29 protein-coding genes are annotated in these 25,061 nt (G+C 63.9%); 14 read left to right on the top strand and 15 right to left on the bottom strand.

The annotated features are described in order from the left end of the window. Position 1: 1 nt before the first annotated feature. Positions 2-508 carry an EVE domain-containing protein gene (locus AC1D11_RS20120; protein ID WP_477647912.1) on the top strand — a complete coding sequence of 169 codons (507 nt, stop codon included), beginning with the start codon at positions 2-4 and terminating at the stop codon, positions 506-508. On the opposite strand, the gene AC1D11_RS20115 is transcribed toward AC1D11_RS20120, so the two are convergent. From AC1D11_RS20115 to AC1D11_RS20100, 4 genes are all read right to left on the bottom strand, one after another. Then, positions 509-1,042, bottom strand: a complete 534-nt coding sequence (locus AC1D11_RS20115; RefSeq protein ID WP_477647913.1) for an N-acetyltransferase family protein — start codon at positions 1,040-1,042, stop codon at positions 509-511. 5 nt (positions 1,043-1,047) lie between these two features. Then, positions 1,048-1,632, bottom strand: coding sequence for a helix-turn-helix domain-containing protein (locus AC1D11_RS20110; RefSeq protein WP_477647914.1), 585 nt, complete (start codon positions 1,630-1,632; stop codon positions 1,048-1,050). A gap of 80 nt (positions 1,633-1,712) precedes the next feature. Next, on the bottom strand, positions 1,713-2,420 hold the full coding sequence (locus AC1D11_RS20105; RefSeq protein ID WP_477647915.1) for a penicillin-insensitive murein endopeptidase: 708 nt from the start codon (positions 2,418-2,420) through the stop codon (positions 1,713-1,715). An 8-nt stretch (positions 2,421-2,428) separates the two neighbouring features. Next, positions 2,429-2,887, bottom strand: a complete 459-nt coding sequence (locus tag AC1D11_RS20100) for a hypothetical protein (RefSeq protein WP_477647916.1) — start codon at positions 2,885-2,887, stop codon at positions 2,429-2,431. A gap of 135 nt (positions 2,888-3,022) precedes the next feature. On the opposite strand from AC1D11_RS20100, the gene AC1D11_RS20095 reads away from it, so the two are divergent. After that, positions 3,023-3,709, top strand: coding sequence for a helix-turn-helix transcriptional regulator (locus tag AC1D11_RS20095; RefSeq protein ID WP_477647917.1), 687 nt, complete (start codon positions 3,023-3,025; stop codon positions 3,707-3,709). Positions 3,710-3,774: 65 nt separating this feature from the next. Here the strand turns inward: AC1D11_RS20095 and AC1D11_RS20090 are convergent, their stop codons facing one another. The 3 genes from AC1D11_RS20090 to lplT form a co-directional block, all read right to left on the bottom strand. Further along, positions 3,775-4,269 carry a glutathione peroxidase gene (locus AC1D11_RS20090; RefSeq protein WP_477647918.1) on the bottom strand — a complete coding sequence of 165 codons (495 nt, stop codon included), beginning with the start codon at positions 4,267-4,269 and terminating at the stop codon, positions 3,775-3,777. A gap of 83 nt (positions 4,270-4,352) precedes the next feature. Beyond that, positions 4,353-5,261 carry a DMT family transporter gene (locus tag AC1D11_RS20085; RefSeq protein ID WP_477647919.1) on the bottom strand — a complete coding sequence of 303 codons (909 nt, stop codon included), beginning with the start codon at positions 5,259-5,261 and terminating at the stop codon, positions 4,353-4,355. Then, positions 5,261-6,541, bottom strand: a complete 1,281-nt coding sequence (gene lplT / locus AC1D11_RS20080) for a lysophospholipid transporter LplT (RefSeq protein WP_477651481.1) — start codon at positions 6,539-6,541, stop codon at positions 5,261-5,263. The genes AC1D11_RS20085 and lplT overlap by 1 nt, the downstream gene beginning before the upstream one ends. Before the next feature lie 189 nt (positions 6,542-6,730). Here lplT and alr point away from each other — a divergent pair, with 189 nt between their 5' ends. The 4 genes from alr to AC1D11_RS20060 all read left to right on the top strand — a co-directional run bounded on the left by alr (position 6,731) and on the right by AC1D11_RS20060 (position 9,434). Beyond that, on the top strand, positions 6,731-7,825 hold the full coding sequence (alr, locus tag AC1D11_RS20075) for an alanine racemase (RefSeq protein WP_477647921.1): 1,095 nt from the start codon (positions 6,731-6,733) through the stop codon (positions 7,823-7,825). A 39-nt stretch (positions 7,826-7,864) separates the two neighbouring features. After that, a complete protein-coding gene (locus tag AC1D11_RS20070; RefSeq protein ID WP_477647922.1) occupies positions 7,865-8,326 on the top strand; it encodes an RDD family protein in 462 nt (153 codons plus the stop codon). A 46-nt stretch (positions 8,327-8,372) separates the two neighbouring features. Beyond that, positions 8,373-8,840 (top strand): N-acetyltransferase family protein, encoded by a 468-nt coding sequence (locus AC1D11_RS20065; RefSeq protein ID WP_477647923.1) that lies wholly within the window; start codon positions 8,373-8,375, stop codon positions 8,838-8,840. Positions 8,841-9,020: 180 nt separating this feature from the next. Continuing rightward, on the top strand, positions 9,021-9,434 hold the full coding sequence (locus AC1D11_RS20060) for a hypothetical protein (protein ID WP_477647924.1): 414 nt from the start codon (positions 9,021-9,023) through the stop codon (positions 9,432-9,434). 15 nt (positions 9,435-9,449) lie between these two features. On the opposite strand, the gene AC1D11_RS20055 is transcribed toward AC1D11_RS20060, so the two are convergent. The 4 genes from AC1D11_RS20055 to AC1D11_RS20040 form a co-directional block, all read right to left on the bottom strand. Then, positions 9,450-10,343 (bottom strand): NAD(P)-dependent oxidoreductase, encoded by an 894-nt coding sequence (locus AC1D11_RS20055; RefSeq protein WP_477647925.1) that lies wholly within the window; start codon positions 10,341-10,343, stop codon positions 9,450-9,452. A 45-nt stretch (positions 10,344-10,388) separates the two neighbouring features. Further along, on the bottom strand, positions 10,389-11,363 hold the full coding sequence (locus AC1D11_RS20050; RefSeq protein WP_477647926.1) for a 2-dehydropantoate 2-reductase: 975 nt from the start codon (positions 11,361-11,363) through the stop codon (positions 10,389-10,391). A gap of 142 nt (positions 11,364-11,505) precedes the next feature. Then, positions 11,506-12,492, bottom strand: coding sequence for a Bug family tripartite tricarboxylate transporter substrate binding protein (locus AC1D11_RS20045; RefSeq protein WP_477647927.1), 987 nt, complete (start codon positions 12,490-12,492; stop codon positions 11,506-11,508). Positions 12,493-12,583: 91 nt separating this feature from the next. Continuing rightward, positions 12,584-12,991 (bottom strand): 5-carboxymethyl-2-hydroxymuconate isomerase, encoded by a 408-nt coding sequence (locus tag AC1D11_RS20040; protein ID WP_477651304.1) that lies wholly within the window; start codon positions 12,989-12,991, stop codon positions 12,584-12,586. 96 nt (positions 12,992-13,087) lie between these two features. Here AC1D11_RS20040 and radA point away from each other — a divergent pair, with 96 nt between their 5' ends. The 6 genes from radA to waaF all read left to right on the top strand — a co-directional run bounded on the left by radA (position 13,088) and on the right by waaF (position 18,299). Further along, positions 13,088-14,467, top strand: coding sequence for a DNA repair protein RadA (gene radA / locus AC1D11_RS20035; protein WP_477647929.1), 1,380 nt, complete (start codon positions 13,088-13,090; stop codon positions 14,465-14,467). A 20-nt stretch (positions 14,468-14,487) separates the two neighbouring features. After that, complete coding sequence (locus AC1D11_RS20030) at positions 14,488-15,276, top strand: metallophosphoesterase family protein (protein WP_477647930.1); 789 nt, start codon at positions 14,488-14,490, stop codon at positions 15,274-15,276. A gap of 170 nt (positions 15,277-15,446) precedes the next feature. Beyond that, positions 15,447-15,881 carry a glycerate kinase gene (locus AC1D11_RS20025; RefSeq protein WP_477647931.1) on the top strand — a complete coding sequence of 145 codons (435 nt, stop codon included), beginning with the start codon at positions 15,447-15,449 and terminating at the stop codon, positions 15,879-15,881. Between the two features lie 110 nt (positions 15,882-15,991). Beyond that, positions 15,992-16,930, top strand: coding sequence for a branched-chain amino acid transaminase (locus tag AC1D11_RS20020; RefSeq protein ID WP_477647932.1), 939 nt, complete (start codon positions 15,992-15,994; stop codon positions 16,928-16,930). A gap of 27 nt (positions 16,931-16,957) precedes the next feature. After that, complete coding sequence (locus tag AC1D11_RS20015) at positions 16,958-17,185, top strand: zinc-finger domain-containing protein (protein WP_477647933.1); 228 nt, start codon at positions 16,958-16,960, stop codon at positions 17,183-17,185. Between the two features lie 91 nt (positions 17,186-17,276). Then, positions 17,277-18,299 carry a lipopolysaccharide heptosyltransferase II gene (gene waaF / locus AC1D11_RS20010; protein WP_477647982.1) on the top strand — a complete coding sequence of 341 codons (1,023 nt, stop codon included), beginning with the start codon at positions 17,277-17,279 and terminating at the stop codon, positions 18,297-18,299. Between the two features lie 6 nt (positions 18,300-18,305). On the opposite strand, the gene AC1D11_RS20005 is transcribed toward waaF, so the two are convergent. The 4 genes from AC1D11_RS20005 to AC1D11_RS19990 form a co-directional block, all read right to left on the bottom strand. Then, a complete protein-coding gene (locus tag AC1D11_RS20005; protein WP_477647934.1) occupies positions 18,306-18,929 on the bottom strand; it encodes a carboxymuconolactone decarboxylase family protein in 624 nt (207 codons plus the stop codon). 310 nt (positions 18,930-19,239) lie between these two features. Further along, a complete protein-coding gene (locus tag AC1D11_RS20000) occupies positions 19,240-20,469 on the bottom strand; it encodes an ATP-binding protein (protein WP_477647935.1) in 1,230 nt (409 codons plus the stop codon). A gap of 6 nt (positions 20,470-20,475) precedes the next feature. Continuing rightward, entirely contained in the window at positions 20,476-21,192 is a 717-nt protein-coding gene (locus tag AC1D11_RS19995) for a response regulator (protein ID WP_457281718.1), read from the bottom strand. 191 nt (positions 21,193-21,383) lie between these two features. Beyond that, on the bottom strand, positions 21,384-22,790 hold the full coding sequence (locus AC1D11_RS19990; protein WP_477651305.1) for an AmpG family muropeptide MFS transporter: 1,407 nt from the start codon (positions 22,788-22,790) through the stop codon (positions 21,384-21,386). Between the two features lie 31 nt (positions 22,791-22,821). Here AC1D11_RS19990 and AC1D11_RS19985 point away from each other — a divergent pair, with 31 nt between their 5' ends. Further along, positions 22,822-23,664 (top strand): M48 family metallopeptidase, encoded by an 843-nt coding sequence (locus AC1D11_RS19985; RefSeq protein WP_477647937.1) that lies wholly within the window; start codon positions 22,822-22,824, stop codon positions 23,662-23,664. A 24-nt stretch (positions 23,665-23,688) separates the two neighbouring features. Further along, positions 23,689-24,846, top strand: a complete 1,158-nt coding sequence (locus AC1D11_RS19980) for an HPP family protein (RefSeq protein ID WP_477647983.1) — start codon at positions 23,689-23,691, stop codon at positions 24,844-24,846. Positions 24,847-25,061: the final 215 nt, after the last annotated feature.

Here is a 25,061-nt window from a genome sequence, read left to right as displayed (position 1 = left end):
GATGGGCCGCAAGAACTGGATAGCCGTCGCTGGCGCCGAACATGCGCGGCGTGGCTGCGCGGATCCGCACAACGGCTACATGCAGGTGTGCCATGGCAAATGCGCTCCGCTTAAACGGGTGCTGGCTGGGGATCGCGTGGCTTACTACTCGCCCGCGCTGACCATGGGCGGCAAAGACAAATTCCAGCGCTTTGTTTCCATAGGCGTGGTGCAGGCCGGCGAGCCGTATGCCTTCGATATGGGCGGCGGCTTTGTACCCTTCCGCCGCGACGTGACCTATGCGGCCGCGCGGGAGGTGTCCATATTGCCTTGGCTGGACGAGTTCGAGTTTGTGGAAAACCGCCAGCACTGGGGCTACAAGTTCCGCTTTGGCCTGTTCGAGGTCAACGAGCACGACATGCGGCTGGTCGCCCGGGCCATGCGCGCAGACCTTGCGGCGCTCGACTTTGAGGCGGTTGGTACAGCAGCTGCGCCTCTGCGCCCCGTGGCACTGTTCCCGGACCTGTAGTTACCAGATCAGCTCGCGATAGAACACCGTCGTGCCCACCAGGCCGCCGCGCGGCAACAGCGCATAGCCGGGAATCACGCCCACGCGCTGCCAGCCCAGGCGTTGGTACAGGCGCTCACCGTTATCGCCGGTCACGGTGTCCAGCACCAGCAAGGTCTTGCCACAGTCGCGCGCCATGCTTTCGGCGGTGCGCATCAAGGCCTCGCCCAGACCCTGGCGCCGGCAGCGGCGGTGCACCAGCATCTTGGCCAGGTCGGCGCGGTGCGGCTGGTTCTCGGGCTGGGCCAGCACCAGCTGCACCGTGCCGCAAATGCCTTGCGCATCCTCGGCGACCAGCAGCGCGCGCTCGCCCGCGGCAACACCTTGCGCCACATCGCGCCAGAAGCCCGCGGCACGTTCGCGCGACAGCGGGTGCATAAAACTCACCGAGGCGTCGCCTTCAACGCAGTCGATCAGCACATCGACCAGTCCGGCAATCTGTTCGTCAGTGACGGCAGGCAGGCGCCGCAGTGACCAGGGTGCGGTGTTCATCATGGTGTTCAAGCCGCTTCGGTGGCGATCACTACCGCATAGTGCGCGGGCTTTCGCGTGGGATTGTGAAACATGGTGGGCCGGTCCAGCTGCATGGCCAGGCAGTCGCCTTCGCGCAGCGCGTGGCGCTCGTCGCCTATGGTGATGTCGATGGCACCTTCGAGCACCCACACCTGCTGGTGCACACGCGCATCGCGCACGCCGGTTTCAAACGCGACGCGCCCGCCCGGCGGGAAATGCACTTCGACGATCTGCATGGGCTGCGGCACGCCGGGCGGCGAGATGTTGCGCCGCAGGTAGCCCGAAGCCGGGTCCTGCCACTGCAGTTGCTCAGCGTGGCGCGCCACCGGGCTGGCGGGCGCCTGGGCGGCGGGCGCATCGAACAGTGAGGCCAGCATCACGCCCAGACCGGTGGCCAGCCGCTCCAGCACCACGGCGGTGGGGCTGCTTTCGCCGCGCTCTATCAGCGAAATCATGGAGCGGCTCACACCGCTTTTGGCTGCCAGCGCGTCAAGCGACAGGCTTTTGGCGGCGCGCAGCTCGCGCACGCGCTCGGCGATGCGCTGGTTCAGGCCGGAAGGGGATTCTGTCATGATGGAATTAATTTTCCATTATATTGGAACTCATGTCCGGTGCCTATGACGCTTGTCGCCCTGCGCCAGTTGCCGTTTCGCTAGCCCGCGTCGGGTTTGCACGGAATGGCGAAGTCCACGTGGTAATGCTCGTCGTGGCGAACCCAGGGCTTGCCCTTCATGAAGTTCAGGTTCTGCTTCAGGTAGGCGCCGCGCGGCGTGGCAAATAGCTGGGGCAGGAAGGGTGCGTCAAAGATGACCAGGGCAATGCCGACGCCACGCGCCTTCGCGGCCATGTGCAACTGGTACAGGTGCTCGGCGATGGCGGGGAAGTCTATGGCGTATTCGTCGTACCGGGCGTCAGCATTGAATTCAATGTCATAGCCGAAGCGGTTGCCGATGCCAGCCGGCAGGGGAACGGACTTTCCCTGCGCATTGCGGACCGGCACAAAAAAGTCCACGGACAGGCCGTTCTGGTGCGTGCGGTGCGGCCGGAAACGCCCACCCGAAGGCCAGCCCGTTTCGCCATAGACATAGGTGGTCGATGGGTTGGCGGCGTGGAGCGCCGCGTAGGACGCGGTGATGATGTCCGCGACCTTGGCATGCACATGCGTGCGGCCTGCCGTGGCGGCCATCGTGCTGTATGCCGAGAAGTTGGGGCCGCTGGGCGGCAGCTTGACGCTGCCTTCGATGCGGCCCTTGCTGACCGCGCCGAAGCATTGGCTGTCGGCGGCAAGGGCTTGCGCTGACAGGATGGCCAGAAGGCCGATCCACCAAGCTTGTCCTGCCCAAGAATAACTGCGCTGCATTCTGCTTCTTAATGTGGAAGGTGACCGCCGGACTCAACACCTAACCGCGCTCGCAGCATCTCAACCGCATAAGGCGTGCCGATTATTTGGTGCTGAAGGATGGCGATGGATCCCACCCACTGTCCATGCAACTCGAGAGTGTCGGCAATTGCCACGGAAATGCAGAAGCGTGCGGCATCCCCCACCAGCAACTTCTGCAAAGGCACAACAACAAGCCACGGAAAGTCGCCTGCACGAAAAGTCAGTGAGCGGATACCGTCGCCGTAGAAGTCCTGATTGTGGAACCAGACGTCAGACCGTTCCCATGGACCCACCAAAGGAACCAGGAGGCCCTCGATGGCATCCTGCAAGTCGCCGTCGATATGGCCGTGGGTATCTCCCTGTTCGGCAAAGAACTCGTAGGAACCCTTCAGCTGCTGGATTTCGGCCCAATACTCGTCTTCGGACGACACCGTTTGAATGTTCATAAGGATGTGATCGAGATCCGATGCGAATGTGGCCGGACCATAAAACGCCCCGCAAAGCGGCTCCGCGCAGTCGTGGCCCCGGGGCGATTGCTATATTAACCAACCTCTTAAGTCATCCAACCCAGTTGCTTCCACATGCGCCGCGCCGACCGCCTCTTCCACCTTGTTCAGCTGATTCGCGGCCGCCGTCTGAGCACAGCTGAATTTCTGGCCAAGCGGCTCGAAGTGTCCGAACGCACCATCTACCGCGACGTGGCCGACCTGCAGCAGCAGGGCGTGCCGATTGAAGGCGAGGCGGGTGTGGGTTATCGGCTCGGCTCGGGCTTTGACCTGCCGCCGCTGATGTTCACGCAAAAAGAAGCCAATGCGCTGGCCGCTTCGGTGCGGCTGGCCCAGGCCTGGCTGGACCCGGCCATGGCGGGTGATGCGGAGTCGGCCTGGAGCAAAATCTTTTCGGTGCTGCCGCCGGCCGCGCGCGCGGCCGCGGAGAACGTGCCGCTGTTTGCCGTGGTGATCAATCCTGATGAGGCGACGCAGCGCAGCCTCCAGCTTTTGCGTGAAGCAGTGCATGCGCGCCGCAAGGTCGCGCTGCGTTACCGTGATGCGCAAGAGCGGGAAAGCCGGCGCGTGCTGTGGCCGCTGGGCTGTTTTTATTGGGGCAGCGTCTGGACGCTAGGCGCCTGGTGCGAAACCCGGCAGGACTTTCGCAGCTTTCGCCTGGATCGCATGACGGCGGTCACCTTGCTGGATGACCGGCTGGACCATGTGCCGGGCCGCACGCTCGCGGATTTCCTGCGTGCCGTCAAAACCCGGCAGGCATAACTTGCTATTGAATTGATAGCTGCTTGCGCCCATTCATATTGGGCCCCACCCTCTTTTGCTTAAAATCAGGCCGCCAGTGCAGCTTCAATGTCCTTGGTCAGATCCGCCGGCTTGTCGGTAGGCGCGTAACGCCGGATGACCTGCCCATCTTTGCCGACCAGGAATTTGGTGAAGTTCCATTTGATGGACTTGCTGCCCAGCAGGCCCGGCGCTTCGGCCGACAGCCATTTGTACAGGGGGTGTGCCGCGGGTCCGTTGACATCGATCTTGGACATCATCGGAAAACTCACGCCGTAGTTAACCTGGCAGAACGACTCGATCTCGCCGTCGGCGCCCGGGTCCTGCGAGCCGAACTGGTTGCACGGAAAGCCCAGTACCGCCAGGCCCTTGCCCGCGTATTGCTTGTGCAGTTCTTCAAGGCCGCCGAATTGCGGTGTAAAACCGCACTTGCTGGCCGTGTTGACGATCAGCATCACCTTGCCTTTGAACCCGGACAGCGGGATGTCCTTGCCGTTGATCTGGCGGGCCTCGAAATCGTAGACCGTGGTGGGGGTATTCATGGGGTGTCTCCTGGTGTCTGGAATGGCACTATCGGACCACGGTGGGCCGGGGCGGTCAATGGGGTCAATCTCGGGCCGCCGCGCTAGGCGGTCTTCGCATTGGGTGCGAGGGCCGCCAGCACCGCGGCCAGCACGATCAGGCTGCCACCCAGTAGCACACGCGGCGTGAGTTCGGCGGCGCCCAGCGCGGCCGACGACAGGCTGGCAAACAGGATTTCAGTCAGCATCACGATGGCGGTTGTGCCTGCAGCCAGCCGGGCCGCGCCATATTGCAGGCCGGCATTGCTGGCCATGAAGGCCAGGCTGAGCGCCAGCACCACCGGAATGCCCGCTGCAGCCAGGGCCGGCGCAGGCACCAGCAGCTGCGACATGCCGAGCAGCGCGGCGCCGGCCGCCATCAGGCCGCTGCCGCCAAACATGGCCAGCATGCGCGATTCGCTGGGGGTGTGGTTGTACTTGCGCAGTACGGCGTTGGTCACCGCAAAACTGAAGCCGCCCATGATGGCCAGCCAGTCGGCGCCGCCTTGGGGGATGGGCCAGGGCGAGTCGGGCGATTTGAGCACGATCAGCACGCCCGTCATGGCCAGCAAGAGGCGCAACAGCGACGCGGCCGAGGGTTTTTCGCCCAGCATGACCCAGGCCACCAGCACCGACCAGGCCGGCATCAGGTAAAACAGCAGCACCACGCGCACCACGTCGCCTACCGTCACCGCCCAATTAAAGCCGACATTCGTAAGACCCGAAGCCGCCGCCAGGAACCACAGCTGCGGGTGGGCCACAAAACTGCGCCAGGCGGTGGGGCGCAGCACCAGCAGACCGGTCACCACCACCGCGTAGACCAGCGCCGTGGTCCACAACGGGTGCAGGCCATGGCCCTGCAGTTGGCGCAGCGGCCACCAGGACACGCCCCAGACAAGGGCGTTGAGGACCAGTGCGAGAACGGCTTTGGACGTGCCGCCTGGCACGGCGGCACGGTTTGCAGTGGCCGGCATCAGTGCGATTTATCGCTGCGGGCGATGCTCAGCAGGTGGTCCACCTGCTCTTTGTATTTGACGGTGTTGCGCTTGTGCCAGCGCTGGATCACCCACATGAAGCCTGCCACTACGACGCCAAAGGCTGTGATGGCGCCAAAGGCCGACAGGCCCATGCCGGTGGAGAGGCTGTAGAAAGCCCCCAGGCTCAAAATGCAGGCCTGTTCGTTGAAGTTCTGCACGGCGATCGAGCGGCCCGCGCCCATCAGGTTGTGGCCGCGGTGCTGCAGCAGCGCGTTCATGGGCACGACCAGGAAACCGCCCAGGCCGCCCAGCAGGATCAGGAAAGGCGCGGCCACCCAGACATTGCCGATGAAGTTCATCAAGATGACCAGAAGGCCCATGGCAATACCCAGCGGCATCACGCTGGTGGCCTGGTCCAGCCGCATCCGCATGGAGGCCAGCACGGCACCGACGGCGGTGCCGATGGCCACCACGCCGACCAGGGACGAGGCCTGCGTCGTGCTGTAGCCCAGGGCGGCCGCGCTCCAGGCCAGCACGATGTAGCGCAAATTACCCGACACGCCCCAAAACAAGGTGGTGGTCGCCAGGGAGATCTGGCCCAGCTTGTCGCGCCACAACGCCGAGTTGCAGTTCCAGAAATCGGGCAGCAGCTCCAGCTTGTTGCGTGGCATGGGCCGCATCTCCACGCCGGTGTCGGGGATACGGGTGTTGAACCAGGCCGCGATGATGTAGAGCAGGATCAGCACGGAAATCGCGGCTTCAGGGGCGGTGTCGATGCCGGTAGTGAAAATGGGAAAGTCAAACGAAAGCAATAGCGACGACACCGAATGGCCCACCAGCTGGCCGCCCAGCAAAACACCGAGGATGATGGACGAAATCGTCAATCCTTCAATCCAGCCGTTGGCCTTGACCAGCTGCGAAGCCGGCAGGAGTTCGGTGAGGATGCCGTATTTGGCGGGGGAATACGCCGCCGCCCCGAGCCCGACGATGGCATAGGCCAGCAGCGGGTGGGATCCAAACAGCATCATCAGGCAGCCGATCACCTTGATGGCATTGCTGACGAACATGACGTTGCCCTTGGGGCGCGCATCGGCAAAAGCCCCCACAAAAGGCGCCAACACGACGTAAAAGAGCGCAAACATGGGCACCAGCGCCGCCGGCTGCCATTTGGGCGCACCACTGGTTTTCAGCAGCTCCACGGCGGCCACAAACAGCGCGTTATCAGCCAGCGAGCTGAAAAACTGGGCCGCCATGATGGTGTAGAAACCGCGCTTCATTAAACTGTTGTGGTCACTGCATCAATGCATCAGCGGATCTGATGCGGCAAGATATGGGTGAATGTCTCCAGACGATTCCGGTTTATAGCATGGGGGGCGGTGTCAGAATGCAAAAGACCTCATCCAGAGGCCTTTCGTCCCGACGGGCCCGCCAGCCTGCCACGCTCCCGGAAAACAATTTACTGCGCCATGCCACGTCCCATTCTTGCCACCATTCACACCGCAGCGCTTGCCCACAACCTTGCCCGCGCGCGCGCTGCCGCGCCCGATGCGCGGGTCTGGGCCGTCGTCAAGGCCAATGCTTATGGCCACGGTATCGAACGTGTTTTTGATGCGCTGCGCAGTGCCGACGGATTTGCGCTGCTGGACCTGGCTGAAGCGCAGCGCCTGCGCGCGCTGGACTGGCGCGGCCCCATCCTGCTGCTGGAAGGCTGCTTCGAGGCACGGGATCTCGAGTTGTGCTCCCGCCTGGGCCTGTGGCACACCATTCACTGCAACGAGCAGATCGACATGCTGGCTGCCCACAAGACGCAGCTGCCGCACCGTGTCTTCCTCAAGATGAATTCGGGCATGAACCGGCTGGGCTTTGCACCCGAACGCTACCGCGCCGCCTGGACGCGCCTGAATGCATTGCCCCAGGTCGAAGAGATCACGCTGATGACGCATTTTTCCGATGCAGACGGCCCGAAAGGTATCGCCGCGGCGCTGAAGGCCTTTGATGCCGTCACGCACGACCTGCCGGGTGAGCGCACCCTCAGCAACAGTGCCGCCACCTTGCGGCACGGCGATGTGCTGGCCGGGCGCTCCGACTGGGTGCGGCCCGGTATCCTGGTTTACGGCAGCGCGCCCGACTTCCCCGAGCACAGCGCGGCCGACTGGGATTTGCAGCCTACCATCACGCTGTCATCGAAAGTCATCGGCATCCAGGAACTCAAAGCCGGCGATACCGTGGGTTACGGCTCCAGCTTCACGGCCGACGGTCCGCTGCGCATCGGCGTGGTGGCCTGCGGTTACGCAGACGGCTATCCGCGCCACTGCAGCACAGGCACACCGATGCTGGTGAACGGCGTGCGCACCCGCATGGTGGGGCGCGTCAGCATGGACATGATCACAGTGGACCTTTCGCCGGTGCCTGGCGCGGGCATCGGCACTGAAGTGACGCTGTGGGGCCGCGCCTCCGGCGGCGCGGTGTTGCCGATTGACGAAGTGGCGCACGCCGGCGGCACCGTCGGTTATGAGCTCATGTGTGCGGTGGCACAGCGTGTGCCGGCGGTGGCGGACTGAGTCCGCTGTGACTGCAAACTTGACCAGGAAAAAAGAACCATGGAAACATCAGAACTTGAATATGCTGGCTTCTGGATACGCCTCTGGGCATCGCTGATTGACACCGTGTTGTTCTGCGTGCTGATCTTTCCTCTGCTGACGGTCATCTACGGCACCGCCTACTGGAGCAGCACAAAGCTGGTTCAGGGACCGGCGGATTTCCTGATCTCATGGGTTGTTCCGGCTGTGGTGGTCGTGGGCTTCTGGATCGTGCGGCAGGCGACACCCGGGAAAATGGTGATTGCTGCCCGCATCGTGGACGCCAGGACCGGCCTCAAGGCTACGGCAGGCCAGCTCGTCATCCGCTACATCGGTTACATACTGGCCACCATTCCCTTTTGCCTGGGCTTTTTCTGGGTGGCTTTCGACGCCCGCAAACAGGGCTGGCACGACAAGCTTGCCGGCACGGTTGTCGTGCGCAACAAGGCCGGCACTACCCAGCCTGTCGCATTCAACGGCTGATACTCTCTTCTGCATCAACTCCGCCTGCCATTATCAAGAGGTGCCCATGCCAGTGGCTTCATCCATCACCGTTCGTTCCATAGCGCCGCAGGATTTCGAGACCTGGTTGCCCCTTTGGCTGGGCTACAACCGCTTTTACGGCCGCTCCGGCCCCACGGCGCTGGCGGGCGAGGTCACCGCCATGACCTGGTCGCGCTTTTTTGATGCCTATGAACCGGTGCACGCGCTGGTCGCCGAATCGGGCGGCGAGCTCGTGGGCCTCACGCATTACCTGTTTCACCGCAGCACGACGCGTATCGTTCCCGTCTGCTACCTGCAGGATTTGTTCACGGCCGAATCGGTGCGCGGCCGCGGTGTCGGCAAAGCCTTGATCGAGGCCGTCTATGAACAGGCCAGGGCCGCGGGCTGCGACCGGGTGTACTGGCAGACCCACGAAACCAATGCCACGGCCATGCGGCTGTACGACCAGGTGGCGGAGAAATCCGGTTTTGTGGTCTATGCCAAGGCGCTGTAGCCCGGCGGCTTTCGCGCCTTCGCGCCCGCCCACATGCTGTGTAGGTTTTGGCGGACGCCCGTCGTTGCCGCGACCGGCTAATTTTTAAGCAGGGCCGTTTGAAACCCACGCGCCGCCCGCTGTAATGCCATGCCGGTGAAGCCTTGCAGCCGTTCGGGATGCCGGCATCAAGGAGTGTTCATGAGCCAGTCCGAGACCAAAAAAGAGCAGGACCTGCAGTCCATGCTCGAAACTTTTGCCAAAGCCTTTACCCACAGCGACGGCAAGACGGCCGCGACTTGCTGGGAAGTCCCCGCGCTAATCGTCGCGGACCAGGGCACCAAGGCCGTCGCCACGCTGCGGGAAGTGGAAGACTTCTACGGCGGCGCCGCCAAACAGTACAACGAAATGGGCATCACCGACACGCGGCCCGAGGTCCAGTCCGTCACTTGGCTGACGGACAAGCTGGCGTCGGTGCATGTGCGCTGGCCCTACCTCGACGCCAAGGGCCAGGCGAGGCCGGAGTCGGAGGCCTCGACCTATGTCATTCGCGTCGGCGACGACGGCCGGCCGAGGATTAACGTCGTGGTGATGATGGGCTTCAAGAAGGCTTGAAGCCGCCGATCGGGTTTATTGCGGCGCGATCTTCGCCCCGGTGAGCTTTTCCTGTGCCTTCACCAGCGCCGGCACAAACTCTTTGCCGTGGCCCAGCGCGCTGGCCGTCACCAGGCTCTGGTGCACGGCTTCGCCGACCAGGGACGGCACTTTGACCATCTCGGCCAGGTGGGTGTAGTAGCGCAAGTCCTTGCGCGCGTTGTCGAGTTCGAACTTCAGGCCGGTGAAGTCGCCGCCCAGGGTCTTGGCCATGGCCTGGAACAAGCCCGAATTGACCGCGCCGGCCGACACCACGTCGACCAGCTTTTGCGGGCTTATGCCGGCCAGCGCGCCCACGGCGAAGGCTTCGGCCGTGGCCGTGCAGATGGCCTGGCCGATGAAGTTGTTGAGCAGCTTGACGACGTGGCCGGCGCTGGGGCCGCCGACATGGAAGATGTTTTCGCAATAGGCCGCCAGCACCGGGCGGATCTTGTCGAACACGGCCTGCTCTGCGCCCACCATGGTGTTGAGCTTGCCGAGCTCGGCTTCCACCGGCGTGCGCGCCAGCGGTGCATCCACCAGCGTCGCGCTGTGCTGTGCGCACAACGCGGCCAGGCGGCGGGTCGACTCAGGCTCGCTGGTGGAGGTGTCGATGACGATGAGGCCGATGCGTGCCTTGGACAGCACGCCGTTGGCGCCCAGCAAGGTTTCTTCCACTTGGGGCGAGCCCGTCACGCAGATCACCACGGCGTCACAGTCACCAAGCTCGGCAGGGCTGGCCACCTGCTTCGCGCCCGCTGCCAGCAGGTCGGCCACGCGTTCCGTATTGCGGTGCACGGTCAGGCTGACGTTGAATCCCTTGGCCTGCAGGTTGCGTGCAATACCGTGTCCCATGAGGCCCGATGCGCCGATAACGCCGATGTGTTTCATGCTGTCTCCTGAAAAGTGGTTGAGAAAAATCCGGAAATCTTTGGATCAATAAAGACCTTTGACACGCGCCTGCAGCCGGGCCAGCCCGAGCAAAGCGTCGGTATAGGGCGTGGGCACCGCCGTCAGTTGCCCCAGCTCGCGCACAGCCGTCACCAGCGCGTCCAGCTCGACCGGTTTGCCGGCTTCCACATCCTGCAGCATGGATGTCTTGAAGGCACCCAGCTTGCGCGTGACGACGTGCCGTTCCGCAGGGGTCTGGTTGGTGGGGATGCCGATGCGCGCGCCGATTTCCTTGGCCTCAAGCATCACGCTGTGGGTAAAACCGGTCACCAGTTCGTCGTCAAGAACACGGTCCATGGTTGCACCGGTCAGCGCGCTGATTGGGTTGGCGGTCATGTTGCCCCAGAGCTTGAACCAGATGTCTTTCTGGATCTGCTCCGACACCGGCGCTTCAAAGCCGGCTTTTTCAAGCAGGGCCGCAAGCTGCTGCACCCGGGCGGTTTTCTCGCCGGAGGGCTCGCCGATGATGAGCTTGTTGCCGAAGTGGTGGTGCACCTGGCCGGGCTCGTCCAGCGAGCAGCTGGCATGCACCACGCAGCCGACGATGTGCTTTGCCGGAATGGCCTGCGCCAATTCGCCGCCGGGGTCCACTGAGGTCAACCGGGTGCCTTCAAGCGTCCCGCCGAAGCCCTGCAAGAACCACCAGGGCACGCCATTCATGGCGGTCAGGACCATCGTTTCCGGGCCAATCAGCGGCGCGATCCGGCGCACCACCTCGGGCAGCGAGGGCGCTTTGACGGCCAGCACCACCAGGTCCTGCACGCCGAGGTCGGTCGGCGCGGCGCTGGAGGACACAGCTTGCGACGTGATCTTGCCGCCCTGGTTCAGCCGCAGACCGTGCAGCTGCAGGGCATCGAGCGTGGCGCCGCGCGCCACCACGCTGACGCGGCAACCTGCGTGAGCGAGCCCGTGGCCCATCCAGCCGCCAATGGCGCCAGCGCCATAAATACATACCTTCATCGTTTCATGTCTCCATTTCCAAATCCCAAAAGCGAAAGGCCAGCAGGGGCCGCGGAACCGGCTTTGCCGGGCCGCAGGCGCAGCGCCCCTCGGGGGGCAGCGCATTACACGCAGCCGAAGGCGAAGTGAAAAGCGTGGGGGCTCAACCCTCTGGCGTGAAACCCACCGCCTTGACCAGCGGGCCCCACAGCTCGGTGTCGGCCTTGAGCATGGCGGCCAGCTGTGCGGGGGAGGTCGGCGCCGCTTCCAGGTACGACACCGCCAGGCCGTCGATCACGTCCTGTGAGGCCAGCGCGGAGCGGATGCCGGCATTCAGCCGCTGCACCACATCCTGCGGCGCTTTTGCGGGCAGGAAGAAGCCGAACCATTCGGTGAACGCCATGTCCTTGAAGCCTTGCTCCAGCAGCGTCGGCGTGTTGGGGGTGAAACGACTGCGTTTGGGGCCGCTGGTCGACAGCAGGCGGCACTTGCCCGATGCGACATGCTGGGTGAACTCGCCGGTAGGGCCCGACACGGCGGCAATCTGCCCGCCCACCATGTCCAGCACGGCTGGCTGGGTGCCGCGAAAAGCCACGTGGCGCAAGTCCACGTTGCCGGCCCGGCCCAGCAGTGCGCCGATGAAGTGCGGCGATGAGCCGGCGGCCGGCGAGCCGAAGTTGGCCTGGCCCGGGTTGGCCTTGCACCAGGCAAGAAAGTCCGGCACGGTTTTGACGTTGGCCGGCACCAAGGGGCCGACGGCGAAGCCGTAGTCGAAGATCGCGCCGGCAGATACCGGGGTCAGGTCGGCGACCGGGTCGTAAGGCAGTTTCTTGTAGGTGTGCGGGTAGATGCCCAGCATGGACATGGGCGTCAGCAAAACGGTAGCGCCGTCGGGCGCGGCGGATTTGACGAACTGCACGGCGATTTGGCCGCCCGCGCCGGTCTTGTTTTCCACCACGGCGCTCTTGGCGTATCCGGGGTGCAGCTTGTCGGCGACGCGGCGCGACACGATGTCAGCGGTGCCGCCGGGCGCGAAGCCGACGATGACCTTGGTGCTGTCAATGGCTTGGGCCCAGGCGCGCTGACCGATGCCGGTGAGCAGTGCTGCAGCGCTGGATGACTGGATGAGCTGGCGGCGCGAAATGTTCATGGTGTGACCTCGTGGAATCGGTGGGGCTGCTGTGGCGCCGCTGGCGGGCACAAAAAAGCCATTGTTGTGCAAGATGCGATTTTGTGCAGGATCAGGCGGTATCCAGATGCGCGGCGAGGTTGTTGCGCTTGCCTTCATACACGGGCGCGCCTTCGTCGATCTGCAATGTCATGCCCACAGCGTGCTGCGCGAACACCGCATCCAGGTGCGCGCTGGCGCTGGCCAGCACGGCGTCGCCGGCCCGCTTTTTCATGGCTTCGCTGCGGCCGGGGGTGATCCGGAGGTTCAGGTAGATAAAGGCGCGGTCGGGCCGCCCGTTCGCCACCGCAAAGTGTTTTGCCGGCCAGGCCATGACCCGCGTTCCAGCCACCGGGAAAAGCGGCACCACGCCGTCCTCATCGCGCAGGGCCACCAATGTGGCGGCCAGCGTGTGGCACAGGGCGTTCATGTCGGTGAGGCTATCCAGGTTGGCGGTGTATTGAATGTTCAGGTGAGGCATGGCGGAGTCTGGTGGGGTTGGCAGTTGCGCGGATGAACAGGACCCGCCATCATTACCAAAACGCAAAGGCTGGTTATTTATACAGTAATATCGCGCATGGCCAAAGACAAAACGATTTACACCTGCACCGAGTGCGGTGGCACCAGTCCCAAATGGCTGGGTAAATGCCCGCATTGCAACGCCTGGAACACGCTGATTGAATCGGCCGCCGAAAGCAGCGGGCCCGTCAAGAACCGCTACAGCAGCCAGTTCCAGTCACTGGCCAAGGCCTCCGACGTGACCGCCCTGGCCGACATCGAAGCCACCGACATGGAGCGCACGCCCACCGGCCATGAAGAGCTGGACCGCGTGCTGGGCGGCGGCATCGTCGAAGGCGGTGTGGTGCTGATTGGCGGCGACCCCGGCATCGGCAAGTCCACCTTGCTGCTGCAGGCGCTGGATTCGCTGCAGCGCGCCGGGCTCAACACTCTTTACGTGACCGGCGAGGAAAGCGGGGCGCAGGTCGCGCTGCGTTCACGCCGGCTGGGGCTGGACGGCTCGCAGGTCAAGGTGCTGGCCGAAATCCAGCTTGAAAAAATCCTCGCCACGCTGGAGGCCACGCAGCCGGCCATTGCGGTGATCGACTCCATCCAGACGGTGTATTCCGACCAGCTCACGTCGGCGCCCGGCTCGGTCGCGCAGGTGCGTGAATGCGCGGCGCACCTGACGCGCGCCGCCAAATCCAGCGGCGTGTGCATCGTGCTGGTCGGCCACGTCACGAAGGAGGGCGCACTCGCCGGCCCGCGTGTGCTCGAGCACATGGTGGATACCGTGCTGTACTTTGAAGGCGACACGCATTCAAGCTTTCGGCTGGTGCGCGCCATCAAGAACCGTTTCGGTGCGGTCAACGAGATCGGTGTGTTCGCCATGACGGAAAAAGGCCTCAAGGGTGTGGCCAATCCGAGCGCGATCTTTTTGAGCCAGCACAGCGAGCCCGTGCCTGGCAGCTGCGTGCTGGTCACGCTGGAGGGCACGCGCCCCATGCTGGTTGAAATCCAGGCGCTGGTCGACAACGGCGGGCCCAGCCCGCGGCGCCTTTCGGTGGGTCTGGACCGCGACCGCCTGGCCATGCTGCTGGCGGTGCTGCATCGCCATGCCGGTGTTGCCTGCATGGACCAGGACGTGTTCGTCAACGCCGTGGGCGGCGTGCGCATCAGCGAGCCGGCGGCCGACCTGGCCGTGATGCTGGCCATCACTTCGTCCTTGCGCGGCAAACCGTTGCCCAAGGGTTTCATCGCCTTTGGTGAGGTCGGGCTGGCCGGAGAAGTGCGCCCGGCCCCGCGCGGCCAGGAGCGCCTGAAGGAAGCCGCCAAGCTGGGCTTTAGCGTTGCCGTGGTGCCCAAGGCCAATGCGCCCAAGAAACCGATCGAAGGCCTCACCATCCACGCCGTCGAGCGCGTGGAAGAGGCCATGGAAGTGGTGCGCAGCCTGAGCTGAGGCATTGCACAATCAGGGTCATGAAACTCGCCGTCATCTCCGACATTCACGGCAACCTGCTGGCGCTTGAGGCCGTGCTGGCGGACATTGCCGGGCAGGGCGTTGACCAGACCGTGAACCTGGGCGACATCCTGAGCGGCCCGCTGCAGCCCGCGGAAACCGCCGACCTGCTGATGGCCCGCAACTTCACCACCATTCGCGGCAACCATGAGCGGCAGGTGCTGGAATTGCTGGACCAGGGCCAGCATCTCGACCCACTCGGCACCGACGGCTACACCGCGGGCCAGCTGACGTCGGCGCAGGTGGCGTGGATCAGGGCGCTGCCCGCGCACCTGGAGCTGGCGGGCGGCGACGTGCTGCTGTGCCACGGAACGCCCGGCAGCGATTTGATCTACTGGATGGAAACCACGGTGCCCGGTTTTCCTGACGCGCATCCGACCGGTATCCGGCCCGCCACGGGCGAAGAAGTTTTCCTGCGGCTTGGCGACGTGAGCCCACAGGCGCATTCGCTGGTCCTTTGCGGCCACACCCATGTGCCGCGCATGGTCCAGTGCGGCAACCTGCTTGTCGTCAATCCCGGCAGCGTCGGCCTGCAGGCCTATGACGACGACCATCCTCACCCGCATGTGGTGGAAAACGGTGCGCCGCACGCGCGTTACGCGGTCGTCGAAAAAACCGCCCGGGGCTGGCGGGTGGACCTGCGCGCCGTGCCCTATGACCACATGGCGGCATCCAAAGCGGCATTTGGGCGCGGGCGCCCCGACTGGGCGTATGCGCTGGCGACCGGTTGGGCAAGGCGCGGTGGTTGACTGGCTGCTATTAAAAACGTAGCTGCTTGCGCCCGTTCCTGGTGGGTTGCAGGCCTTTTTTCTTTCAAAAAAGGTGCCAAAAACGGCTAACAGGCGTCTCATTTCGGCTTTTTCTGCGGCTACGCACTCCCCGCAGCGCTGGCGCCCCGGGTGGCTGCGAAAATACGGCCATGAACTTCCAGAAAATTATTGTTCCCGTGGCCGGCATCGCCGGGGTCTTGCTGGCGTACCGCTTTTACGGCTGGGCCGGTGTGGCCGCCGCCGCCAGCGCCCTCGTGATGTGGGTGCTGCTGCATTTCACCCGCATGATGCAGGTCTTGAAGCGTGCAGCCAACCGGCCCGTCGGTTATGTCGACAGTGCGGTCATGCTCAACGCCAAGCTGCGGCCCGGCATGACATTGCTGCATGTGGTGGCGATGACGCGGGCGCTGGGCCTGCTGCAGTCGGCCAAGGACGAACAGCCCGAAATCTTCCGCTGGACGGACGGTTCCGAGTCGCATGTCACCTGCACCTTTGTGGGCGGCAAACTGTCGCACCATGAACTCTTCCGCCCGGTGCCTGCGGATTCGCCCGAGGCCGGGGGCGCAGCGCCGCCCGCGCCGTAAAATCAGACTTTCGGGTTTTGTCCGGCCTTGCACCGCATTCCCGGCTGCTGTTGCCGGCGGGCGCCGATACAGCACAACCATTTCACGACATTCACCACAGGATCAGCACCATGTCCCCAGTTATTCCTTCCATGGCAGACCGCGACGGCAAAATCTGGATGGACGGCCAGATGGTCGACTGGCGCGACGCCAAGATCCACGTGCTGAGCCACACCCTGCATTACGGCTGCGGCGCGTTTGAAGGCGTGCGGGCCTACAACGCCCAGGGCGGCACGGCGATTTTCCGGCTCGAAGAGCACACCGAGCGCCTCTTCAACAGCGCCAAGATCCTGCGCATGAAGATTCCCTTTACCCAGGATCAAGTCAACGAGGCCACGAAAGCCGTCGTGCGCGAGAACAAGCTGGAGTCCTGCTACATCCGCCCGCTGACCTGGATCGGTTCGCAAAAACTCGGCGTCAGCCCCAAGGGCAACCAGATCCACCTGATGGTCGCGGCCTGGCCCTGGGGCGCCTACCTGGGCGAAGAAGGCATGAAGCGCGGCATCCGCGTGAAGACCTCCAGCTACACCCGCCACCACGTCAACATCACCATGACGCAGGCCAAGGCGGTGAGCAATTACACCAACTCCATCCTCGCCAACATGGAAGCGCTGGACGACGGCTACGACGAAGCGCTGCTGCTCGACGCCTCGGGCTTTGTCAGCGAAGGCGCGGGCGAAAACATTTTTGTGATCAAGGGCGGCGTGGTCTACACGCCCGACCTCTCGGCCGGTGCCCTCAACGGCATCACCCGCAACACCATCCTGCACATCTGCAAGGACCTGGGCCTGGAACTCGTGCAAAAACGCATCACGCGCGACGAGGTGTATATCTCCGACGAAGCCTTCTTCACCGGCACGGCCGCCGAAGTCACGCCGATCCGCGAACTTGACCGCATTGAGATCGGCGCCGGTTCGCGCGGCCCCATCACCGAGAAAATCCAGACGGCATTTTTTGACATCGTCAACGGCCGCAATCCGAAATATGCCCATTGGTTAGCCAAGGTCTGAAGCGATTACCGAAGAAGAAAGCCGAACATGAGCACCCCCACGACAACTCTCCACTCATCCGCTGTCGAACTGCTGGCTTCCGACCTGAACGCCCAGGGCGGGGTCTACTGCCCCAGCCCCAAAGCCGACATGAAAATCTGGAACAGCCACCCCAAGGTCTACCTGGACGTGGCGCGCACCGGTCAAGCCAAGTGCCCCTACTGCGGCACGGTTTACGCGCTGAAAGCTGGCGAGCACTTCGGCGCTGGTCACTAGCGTGTCTGACCCCCTTCAAGCAGCCGCCGCGGAACCGGCTTTGCCGGGCCGCAAGCGGCGCCCCCCTGGGGGGGAGGCGGCCGAAGGCCGCATCGGGGGGGAATCATTAATAGTTGCCCCACAATGGATCGGGGACGCGGTGATGACCGAGCCGCTGATGCGCCGGCTGCATGCGCGTGGTGAGCGCCTCACGGTGGGCGCGCTCCCATGGGTCGCACCGGTTTATCGCGCGATGCCTCACGTCGCCGATGTCATTGAATTTCCTTTTGCCCATGGCGGTCTGCAGTTCCGCGAACGGCGCTCGATCGCCAAACGCATCGAAGGCCGTTTCGACAAAGCCTATGTCCTGCCCAATTCACTGAAAAGCGCGCTGCTGCCTTTTCTGGCGAGCATTCCAGAACGCATCGGCTACTTTGGCGAAGCGCGAGTGGGCCTGTTGACACACCGGCTCAAGAATCCGAAAAACAAGCCGCCCATGGTGGCGTTTTATTCCGCGTTGAGTGGTGGGGCGGACTTCGACAAAGACAGGCCGCAACTGCAGATGGCACCCGCTGAAATTGAGCAGGCGCTGGCTGAACTGGGCCTGCAACGTAGCGGCTATTACGTGTTTGCGCCCGGTGCCGAATACGGTCCTGCCAAGCGCTGGCCCGCCGGTCACTTTTCAGAACTCGCCATGCGGCTGGCTTTGCCCGTGGTGTTGCTGGGCTCCGGCAAGGAAGCGGCGCTCTGCGAAGAAATTGCCGCGCCCGTGAACGCAGTGCAGCCCGGCAAGTGCCTGAATTTCGCGGGCAAGACCTCGCTGGTCCAAGCCCTGTGCCTGATCGCCGCAAGCCAGAGCACGGTCAGCAACGACTCGGGACTGATGCACGTGGCTGCGGCCTTCGGTGTACCGCAAGTGGCGATTTTTGGCTCGTCCAGCCCCCTGCATACGCCGCCGCTAAGCGACAAGGCCACCGTGCTGTGGCTCAAAGCCGATGCCGCCTACCAGCCGCCGCTGGACTGCGCGCCTTGCTTCGAGCGCGAATGTCCGCTGGGCCATACGCGCTGCCTGAACGATGTGGGCGCCGACCGGGTGCTGGCGGCGCTGCCACCGGTTCCCCGGGCGGGAAATTAGGCCGGGTCAGGCGGGAAAGGCCGCCAGCGGTGAAAAGCCCGGTTTGCCCTGGGTCGGCGTACGCGCCACATTCATCACCCAGCACACCATCACAAAATAGCCGGCGAGGCTGACCAGCTCGACCACACCCTGTTCGCCGAAAGTTTCCACTGCCGCGGCATAGGTGGCGTCGCAGCAGCCATGCTGGCGCAGCACTTCGAACGTGAGGTCCAGCGCGACGGCCTCATCGGCGGCCGGTTCGCGCGGCTGCCTGCCTTCGGCGATCGCGTCCACAGTGGCCTGGCTCACGCCCGCAGCCACCGCCAGCGGCGCATGCATCAGCCATTCAAACTGGTTGGCGGTATGGCGGGCCGCCACGCAGGTGACGAGTTCGCGGATGCGCGCGTCCAGTGCGCTTTCGAAGCGCAGGTAAGCCCCCACGTCGCCGATGCGACCCATGAGCTGCGGACTGCGCAGCAGGGGAATGAACGGGCCAAACACGGCCTTGCGCGGGCCGGCGATCAGTGCGTCCGCAGCGGCCTGCTGCGCGGGTGACATGGCCTCCCGCGGCATCAGCGGCATCCGGTCTTTGGCAAGCGGGAAGAAGCCCTGGGGGACGGCGGGAGCTGGGGGTGTGGTGGCAAGGCTCATGGGGTTCCTGTGGGTGGCTGAATCCCTGAGCGTATCAAAGGGCGCCCCGCCATGTCTTCAGGCAAAAAAAAGCCACCTCGCGGTGGCTTTTGCAAACTTCTTCCGTGAGGAAGATGTCGTTGGGAATCATTGAAATGTTTCACCGACGTTTGGTTTTTAGTCCCTTTTAATTCCCCTTTTCCCCTACCCATTGTTGTGACAGCAACGGAAAGAAATGTCGGTGATTACACCCTGTCTGACCATTCTCCAAATAGAGGAGACCACGCGGTTTAGTGTTGCTGGAGGCCATTTTTCGTGATTTATTTCACGTTTATGGATGGACAACCGGTAATTCAACAACAAAAGTCGCGCCGCCGCCGGGCCGGGCTTCGCAGCGAACGCTGCCGCCATGGCGCTGGCTGATCGACTTCACCAGGGCCAGGCCGAGCCCCACGCCCCCTTCGCGTTCACTGGCGCCGGGCAGGCGGTAAAAAGGCTCAAAAATACGCTCACGCTGCTCGGCGGGCACGCCCGGGCCGCGGTCGTGCACCTTGATCACGGCCCGCTGTTTTGCCCCGGCCCGAGCCTGTGCCAGCTCCAGGCTGATCTCGCCGGTGCTATAGCGCCGCGCGTTTTCCAGCAGGTTGCGGATCAGCCGGCGCAAGAGGCGTGGAGAACCCTGCACCGTCAGGCTATGGCTATCGGCATCAATGCCCAGGCCGGCGCCGGGGCCGCTGGCATTCTGGTCCAGTTCGGCGCTTAGCTCCGCATTGACGCGTGAGCATTCTTCCGCCGCCAGGCCGGTGAGGTCCAGGGTTTCAAAAGGCTCCGCGTCGGCCTGCTTGGCGTCGAGGCGGCTGGCCAGCAGGATCTCATCAATCAGCTGATCGAGTTCGGAGATACTGCGGGAAATTTCCTTGCGCTGCGGCGATGCGGCGTCGGTGCCCATGAGTTCCAGCCCCATGCGGATACGCGCCAGCGGTGAGCGCAATTCGTGCGACGCGTTGGCCAGCAGCGATTTGTGCGACTCCATCAGGGTTTCGATGCGCTCGGCCGCGTGGTTGAAGCGCCTGGCCAGAAAAGCCACCTCGTCCTTGCCGTCGGCATTGACGCGGGCCGACAAATCACCGGCGCCCCATCGCTCCACGCCGCGCTGCAGGGCTTCCAGCCGCAGCGTCAGCCTTCGCATCACGGGATAGGCCCCCAGCGCCACCGCCAGGCCGACGACGACCAGCATCCAGCCAAAACCAAACGGGGGGCGGTTCCACGGGCTGTTGCCGGGTGGGCGCTTGGGCCGCGGTAACACGAGGTTCAGCGTCTGGCCGTCTTTGGTCAGCACGTCAAATTCGAGGCCGTCACCGGGCTTGCGGTCGGGCTTGGTCTGCGCCGTGCCTATGACTTCGCCCTTGTCGTTGTGCACCAGCACTTCGCGAATCGGCAGCTGCGGCGGGTCGGCGCTCAGGCGCCAGGCCGCGCCCACCAGAAAAGTGAGGACCAGGACTGTGGCGACAACAGCCAGCCAGATTCGCACATACAGGTGCGAGGTAAAACGTCCCCACATAAGAATCTAGTCCTGCTGTTTGGCAAAAACGTAGCCGACGCCGCGCACCGTCAGAATGCGTTTCGGGTCTTTTGCGTCGGCCTCGATGGCACTGCGGATGCGGCCCATGTGCACGTCGATGGAGCGGTCAAAGGCTTCGAGTTCGCGGCCTCGCACAGCCTCCATGATCTGGTCGCGGCTCAGCACGCGGCCGGCACGTTCGGCCAGTGCCACCAGCAGGTCGAACTGGTAAGACGTCAGCTCGCAGGGGTTGCCGGACACCGATACGGTGCGTGCATCGCGGTCGATTTCCAGCGAGCCGAAGCGCATGACCTTGTGGCCGCCGCTGGAGGCTGCTGCACCCGTTTCGCCGCCGCGGCGCAGCACGGCCCGGATGCGCGCCAGCAACTCGCGCGGCTCGAAAGGTTTGGGCAGGTAGTCGTCAGCGCCAATTTCCAGGCCGACGATGCGGTCCATCGGGTCGCCCTTGGCCGTCAGCATCAGCACGGCGGTGTTGGCGTTTTCGCTGCCCTGGCCCTTGATGCGCCGGCACACTTCCAGTCCATCCATGTCGGGCAGCATCAGGTCCAGGATGACCAGGTCGGGCGTTGCGGCTTCCAGTGCTGCCAGGCCTGCCGCGCCGTCGGCTGCGTGGGTAAAACCGTAGCCCGACTGGCGCAGGTATTCGCCCACCATATTGGCCAGGCGGGTATCGTCTTCAATCATCAAAAGCTGTTGGGTCATGGCTGGTCCTCGTGTGCAGGTGTTCCCCGTGGGGTGGAATCACAATGAAATTCATGGTGCGCCGCGCGCAACAATCCCGCTTGAAGCCACCGTAAAGTTACGGTAAACCGGCGCAGCGAACCTCCAGCATACTCTCTGTGCGGTGCGCTTCAGATGCGTTTTTTTGCTATTGAATTAATAGCTGTTTGCGCTCATTCCTTCTGGGCTTGCGGTGCTTTTAGCCTTGAGGCAAAACCCACCAGAATCAGCACCGGCAGGCCCAGCAGGGCCGTTGCGGTGAAGAAGTTGCTGTAACCAAAAGAGTCCACATACTTGCCCGAATAACCGGCAAGGAACTTGGGCAGCAACAGCATCATGGAGCTGAAAAGTGCGTATTGGGTGGCCGAATAATTGATATTGGTGAGGCTCGACAGGTAGGCGATGAAGGCGGCTGAAGCAATGCCGCTGGAGAGGTTGTCGGCCGAGATCACGAAGATCAGCGCGTTGACATCGTGACCCCGCGTGCCCAGCCAGGCAAACAGCAGGTTGCTGGCGGCACTCAGCACAGCGCCCAGCATCAGCACGCGCATCACGCCAAAGCGCATGGCCAGCGCACCGCCCACGAAGGCGCCTGCCAGCGTCATCACCACGCCGTAAATCTTGGTCACCGCGGCTACTTCGTCCTTGGTGTAGCCCATGTCGACATAAAACGGATTGGCCATGATGCCCATGACAACGTCGCTGATGCGGTAGACCGCGATCAGCGCCAGGATCAGCAGTGCCTGTTTGCCGTAGCGGCGCAGGAAGTCGGCGAAAGGATCGACCAGCGCGGTTTTAAGCCACTCTGCAGCGTTGCGCGACGGCGCCAGCGGGCGCGGCGCTGGTTCAGGCGACAGCAGCACCGTCGCCATGCCCAGCAGCATGGACGCCGCCATGGCCAGGTAGGCCACTTGCCATGCGCCGTGCTGGTAAGTGACGGCGTCGCCTGCGACTTCGGCACGCGCTGCGATCCACAGCGCCCCGGCGCCGGCCCAGATCATCGCGATGCGGTAACCCGTCTGGTAGGCGGCAGCCAGTGCGGCCTGGCGCTGGATGTCGGCCGACTCGATGCGGTAGGCGTCCAGCGCGATGTCTTGTGTGGCCGACCCGAATGCCACGGCCAGTGCGCACCACACGACCGGTTGCAATGCCAGCCTGGGGTCCGTCAGCGCCATGCCGATGAGCGCCGCCACGATGACCAGTTGCGACAGCAGCAGCCAGCTGCGCCGGCGCCCAAGCAGGCGCGTGAGCAGCGGAATCGGCATGCGGTCCACCAGCGGTGCCCACACCCATTTGAAGCCGTAGGCCAGCCCGACCCAGCTCAGGTAGCCGATGGTGGTGCGGTCTATGCCGGCTTCGCGCAGCCAGAAGCTCAGCGTGCCAAATACCAGCAGCAGCGGCAGGCCGGCGGAAAAGCCCAGAAACAGCATGCGCAGCGTGGCGGCTTCGGCATACACGCGCCAGACATCGCGCCAGGCGGGTTTGGGTGGGGCTGTCACAGTGGGGGCTGTAGATGCCGCGCTGTGCGCAGCGAAAGGGGCGGATGATGGCAGTTCGGAGGAGGGGGTTTTGTCTGACATGGGCATCTTGATTTGTGACTATTATTCACCCATGTGCTTTTTATGCGAGGCCAAACACTCTGCCTGGGCTGGCCGCCGGGCGTTCCTGCTGGCTGCCGGCGGCGCCGCGGCGACGGCCGTCACCACCCCGCTGCTTGCGCAGGTTGATGTCGGGCCGTCGTCCGGGCTGCGCAAGCTGATCCCTGCCGAGGAGCTGGAAAACGCCGCCACGCAGGAATATGCCAAGCTGCTGGCGGAGGCGAAGTCCAAGGGTGCGCTGGCCTCGCCGGGTAACCCCCAGCTGCAGCGCATACGCGGCATTGCCACCCGGCTCGTGCCGCAGGCCGCGCAGTGGAACGACCGTGCCAACCAGTGGCGCTGGGAGGTCAACCTGCTCGGCAGCAAGCAGATCAACGCCTTCTGCATGCCCGGAGGCAAGATCGCGTTCTACACGGGCATCATCGATCAGCTCAAGCTCACCGACGATGAAATTGGAATGATCATGGGTCACGAAATGGCCCATGCGCTGCGCGAGCATGCTCGCTCCCGGATCGCCAAAAGCCAGGGCACGAGCATGGGCCTGTCCGCGTTGTCACAACTTTTTGGATTTGGACAGCTGGGCGATGTGGTCGCAAACATCGGCACCCAGCTGCTGACGCTGCGTTACAGCCGCGACGATGAAACCGACGCCGACCTCGTCGGGCTGGAGCTGGCCGCGCGCGGCGGCTACAACCCGCAGGCATCCGTCAGCCTCTGGGAAAAAATGGCGCAGGCCGGTGGCGGTGCCGGCGGCCCGAGCTTTCTGTCCACCCACCCCTCCGGTCCTGAGCGTATCCGGCAGCTGCAGGCCAACGTGCCCAAGGTGCAGGGTCTTTATCAACGCGCCCGCGGCTGATCGGGCTGGCCCCTGGTGACTGGGTTGACGCAGCGCGCCGCATTCTTCACGCGCGCCTGGTGGCGAGGCTTCCGGCCGGGACGCACCCGCATCAACTCACGCGAGCGGCTGCGCATTGTGGCCGGTTCGCTGCTGGGCATTTTCGTGACAGGGCTGCTGTGCCACCTGGCTGACCGGATCATGCCGGGCCTGCCCTGGCTGGTGGCGCCGCTGGGCGCCAGCGCCGTGCTGGTGTATGCCGTGCCGGCCAGTCCGATGGCGCAGCCCTGGAATGTGGTGGGCGGTAATACGCTGTCGGCGCTTGCCGGCATTGCGGGTGTGCATGGCATGCATCTGCTGGGCTCGCCGGCCCTCGCGGCTGCAGTGGGCGTGGCCACGGCCATCGCGCTCATGCTGGCGTTGCGCTGCCTGCACCCGCCGGGCGGCGCCACTGCCTTGATGGTGGTGCTGGGCGGCGTCTCCGACCCGCTGTTTGCCTTCTATCCCGTGATGCTCAACTCCGTGTTGCTGGTGGCCGTCGGCGTCGCCTACAACAACGCTACGCGCAGGGCCTATCCCCACACGCAATTGGCCCCGCAGGGCCCCGTGCAGTCCGTAGAAGACCTGTTGCTTGATGCGGACCTGGACGCTGTATTGGCGCGCTACAACCAGGTGCTGGACGTCAGCCGCGACGACCTCAAAACCTTGCTGGCCGAAACGCGGCTGCGCGCTTATGACCGCAAACTGGCGGAAGTCCGCTGCGCCGACGTCATGTCGCGCGATCTCGTCACGGTGGAATTCGGCACTCCGCTGGAAGAGGCCTGGGCCTTGCTGAGGGAGCGCCGCATCAAGGCCTTGCCGGTGGTGGACCGCAGCTTCCGCATCGCGGGCATCATCACGCAGGCCGACTTCATGCGGGCGGCAGAACTCGATTTGTACGAAGGCTTTGACGCCAAGTTGAGGCAACTGGTGCGCACCACGCGCAGCGTTTACTCCGACAAACCCGAAGTCGTCGGCCAGATCATGACCCGCAATGTGCGGGTGGCGGGCATGCACCGGCGGCTGCTGGAACTGGTGCCGCTGTTCGGCAGCACCGGTCACCACCACATTCCCATCATCGGGGAGGAGGGGCGGCTGGTGGGAATTATTACCCAGTCTGATGTGGTGGCCGCACTGGGGCGGGCTGCCGATCCATCGGTTTAGTGCACGCAGTGTGTCTATTGAATGAATCCTAAAGAATTCATTTTTAACCTGAATTCATGCCATTCACTATAAAAGCAGGCCATAAGAATTAAGTAACTGCCGACGCGGATGATCGGCCCATGACATCTCTCCGGACGGGGCGCACCCCAAGGCGAAACCTCGTACTTGTCCTACGCTGTGTTTTGGCACCTGCGCCGTAAGATAAGCCGCATGTG

It is taken from the genome of Polaromonas sp. P1_E11 (assembly GCF_056405995.1).
Note: the sequence above shows the minus strand (reverse complement) of the source record. Positions and strands in the feature narration are given on the sequence as shown.

Excerpts from the sequence above, each read along its gene's own strand:
- AC1D11_RS20070 (WP_477647922.1), top strand. The coding sequence starts at position 7,865 with ATGGAAACATCAGAACTTGAATATGCTGGCTTCTGGATACGCCTCTGG.
- AC1D11_RS20105 (WP_477647915.1), bottom strand. The coding sequence starts at position 2,420 with ATGCAGCGCAGTTATTCTTGGGCAGGACAAGCTTGGTGGATCGGCCTT.
- AC1D11_RS20005 (WP_477647934.1), bottom strand. The coding sequence starts at position 18,929 with ATGAGCCTTGCCACCACACCCCCAGCTCCCGCCGTCCCCCAGGGCTTC.
- AC1D11_RS20050 (WP_477647926.1), bottom strand. The coding sequence starts at position 11,363 with ATGAAGGTATGTATTTATGGCGCTGGCGCCATTGGCGGCTGGATGGGC.
- AC1D11_RS20065 (WP_477647923.1), top strand. The coding sequence starts at position 8,373 with ATGCCAGTGGCTTCATCCATCACCGTTCGTTCCATAGCGCCGCAGGAT.
- AC1D11_RS19990 (WP_477651305.1), bottom strand. The coding sequence starts at position 22,790 with ATGTCAGACAAAACCCCCTCCTCCGAACTGCCATCATCCGCCCCTTTC.
- AC1D11_RS20045 (WP_477647927.1), bottom strand. The coding sequence starts at position 12,492 with ATGAACATTTCGCGCCGCCAGCTCATCCAGTCATCCAGCGCTGCAGCA.
- AC1D11_RS20120 (WP_477647912.1), top strand. The coding sequence starts at position 2 with ATGGGCCGCAAGAACTGGATAGCCGTCGCTGGCGCCGAACATGCGCGG.
- AC1D11_RS20025 (WP_477647931.1), top strand. The coding sequence starts at position 15,447 with ATGAACTTCCAGAAAATTATTGTTCCCGTGGCCGGCATCGCCGGGGTC.
- AC1D11_RS20110 (WP_477647914.1), bottom strand. The coding sequence starts at position 1,632 with ATGACAGAATCCCCTTCCGGCCTGAACCAGCGCATCGCCGAGCGCGTG.
- AC1D11_RS20055 (WP_477647925.1), bottom strand. The coding sequence starts at position 10,343 with ATGAAACACATCGGCGTTATCGGCGCATCGGGCCTCATGGGACACGGT.
- lplT (WP_477651481.1), bottom strand. The coding sequence starts at position 6,541 with ATGAAGCGCGGTTTCTACACCATCATGGCGGCCCAGTTTTTCAGCTCG.
- AC1D11_RS20040 (WP_477651304.1), bottom strand. The coding sequence starts at position 12,991 with ATGCCTCACCTGAACATTCAATACACCGCCAACCTGGATAGCCTCACC.
- AC1D11_RS20100 (WP_477647916.1), bottom strand. The coding sequence starts at position 2,887 with ATGAACATTCAAACGGTGTCGTCCGAAGACGAGTATTGGGCCGAAATC.
- AC1D11_RS20060 (WP_477647924.1), top strand. The coding sequence starts at position 9,021 with ATGAGCCAGTCCGAGACCAAAAAAGAGCAGGACCTGCAGTCCATGCTC.
- AC1D11_RS20020 (WP_477647932.1), top strand. The coding sequence starts at position 15,992 with ATGTCCCCAGTTATTCCTTCCATGGCAGACCGCGACGGCAAAATCTGG.
- AC1D11_RS20115 (WP_477647913.1), bottom strand. The coding sequence starts at position 1,042 with ATGATGAACACCGCACCCTGGTCACTGCGGCGCCTGCCTGCCGTCACT.
- AC1D11_RS20085 (WP_477647919.1), bottom strand. The coding sequence starts at position 5,261 with ATGCCGGCCACTGCAAACCGTGCCGCCGTGCCAGGCGGCACGTCCAAA.
- AC1D11_RS20000 (WP_477647935.1), bottom strand. The coding sequence starts at position 20,469 with ATGTGGGGACGTTTTACCTCGCACCTGTATGTGCGAATCTGGCTGGCT.
- AC1D11_RS20090 (WP_477647918.1), bottom strand. The coding sequence starts at position 4,269 with ATGAATACCCCCACCACGGTCTACGATTTCGAGGCCCGCCAGATCAAC.
- AC1D11_RS20015 (WP_477647933.1), top strand. The coding sequence starts at position 16,958 with ATGAGCACCCCCACGACAACTCTCCACTCATCCGCTGTCGAACTGCTG.
- AC1D11_RS19995 (WP_457281718.1), bottom strand. The coding sequence starts at position 21,192 with ATGACCCAACAGCTTTTGATGATTGAAGACGATACCCGCCTGGCCAAT.
- radA (WP_477647929.1), top strand. The coding sequence starts at position 13,088 with ATGGCCAAAGACAAAACGATTTACACCTGCACCGAGTGCGGTGGCACC.
- AC1D11_RS19985 (WP_477647937.1), top strand. The coding sequence starts at position 22,822 with ATGTGCTTTTTATGCGAGGCCAAACACTCTGCCTGGGCTGGCCGCCGG.
- alr (WP_477647921.1), top strand. The coding sequence starts at position 6,731 with ATGCCACGTCCCATTCTTGCCACCATTCACACCGCAGCGCTTGCCCAC.
- AC1D11_RS20030 (WP_477647930.1), top strand. The coding sequence starts at position 14,488 with ATGAAACTCGCCGTCATCTCCGACATTCACGGCAACCTGCTGGCGCTT.
- AC1D11_RS20095 (WP_477647917.1), top strand. The coding sequence starts at position 3,023 with ATGCGCCGCGCCGACCGCCTCTTCCACCTTGTTCAGCTGATTCGCGGC.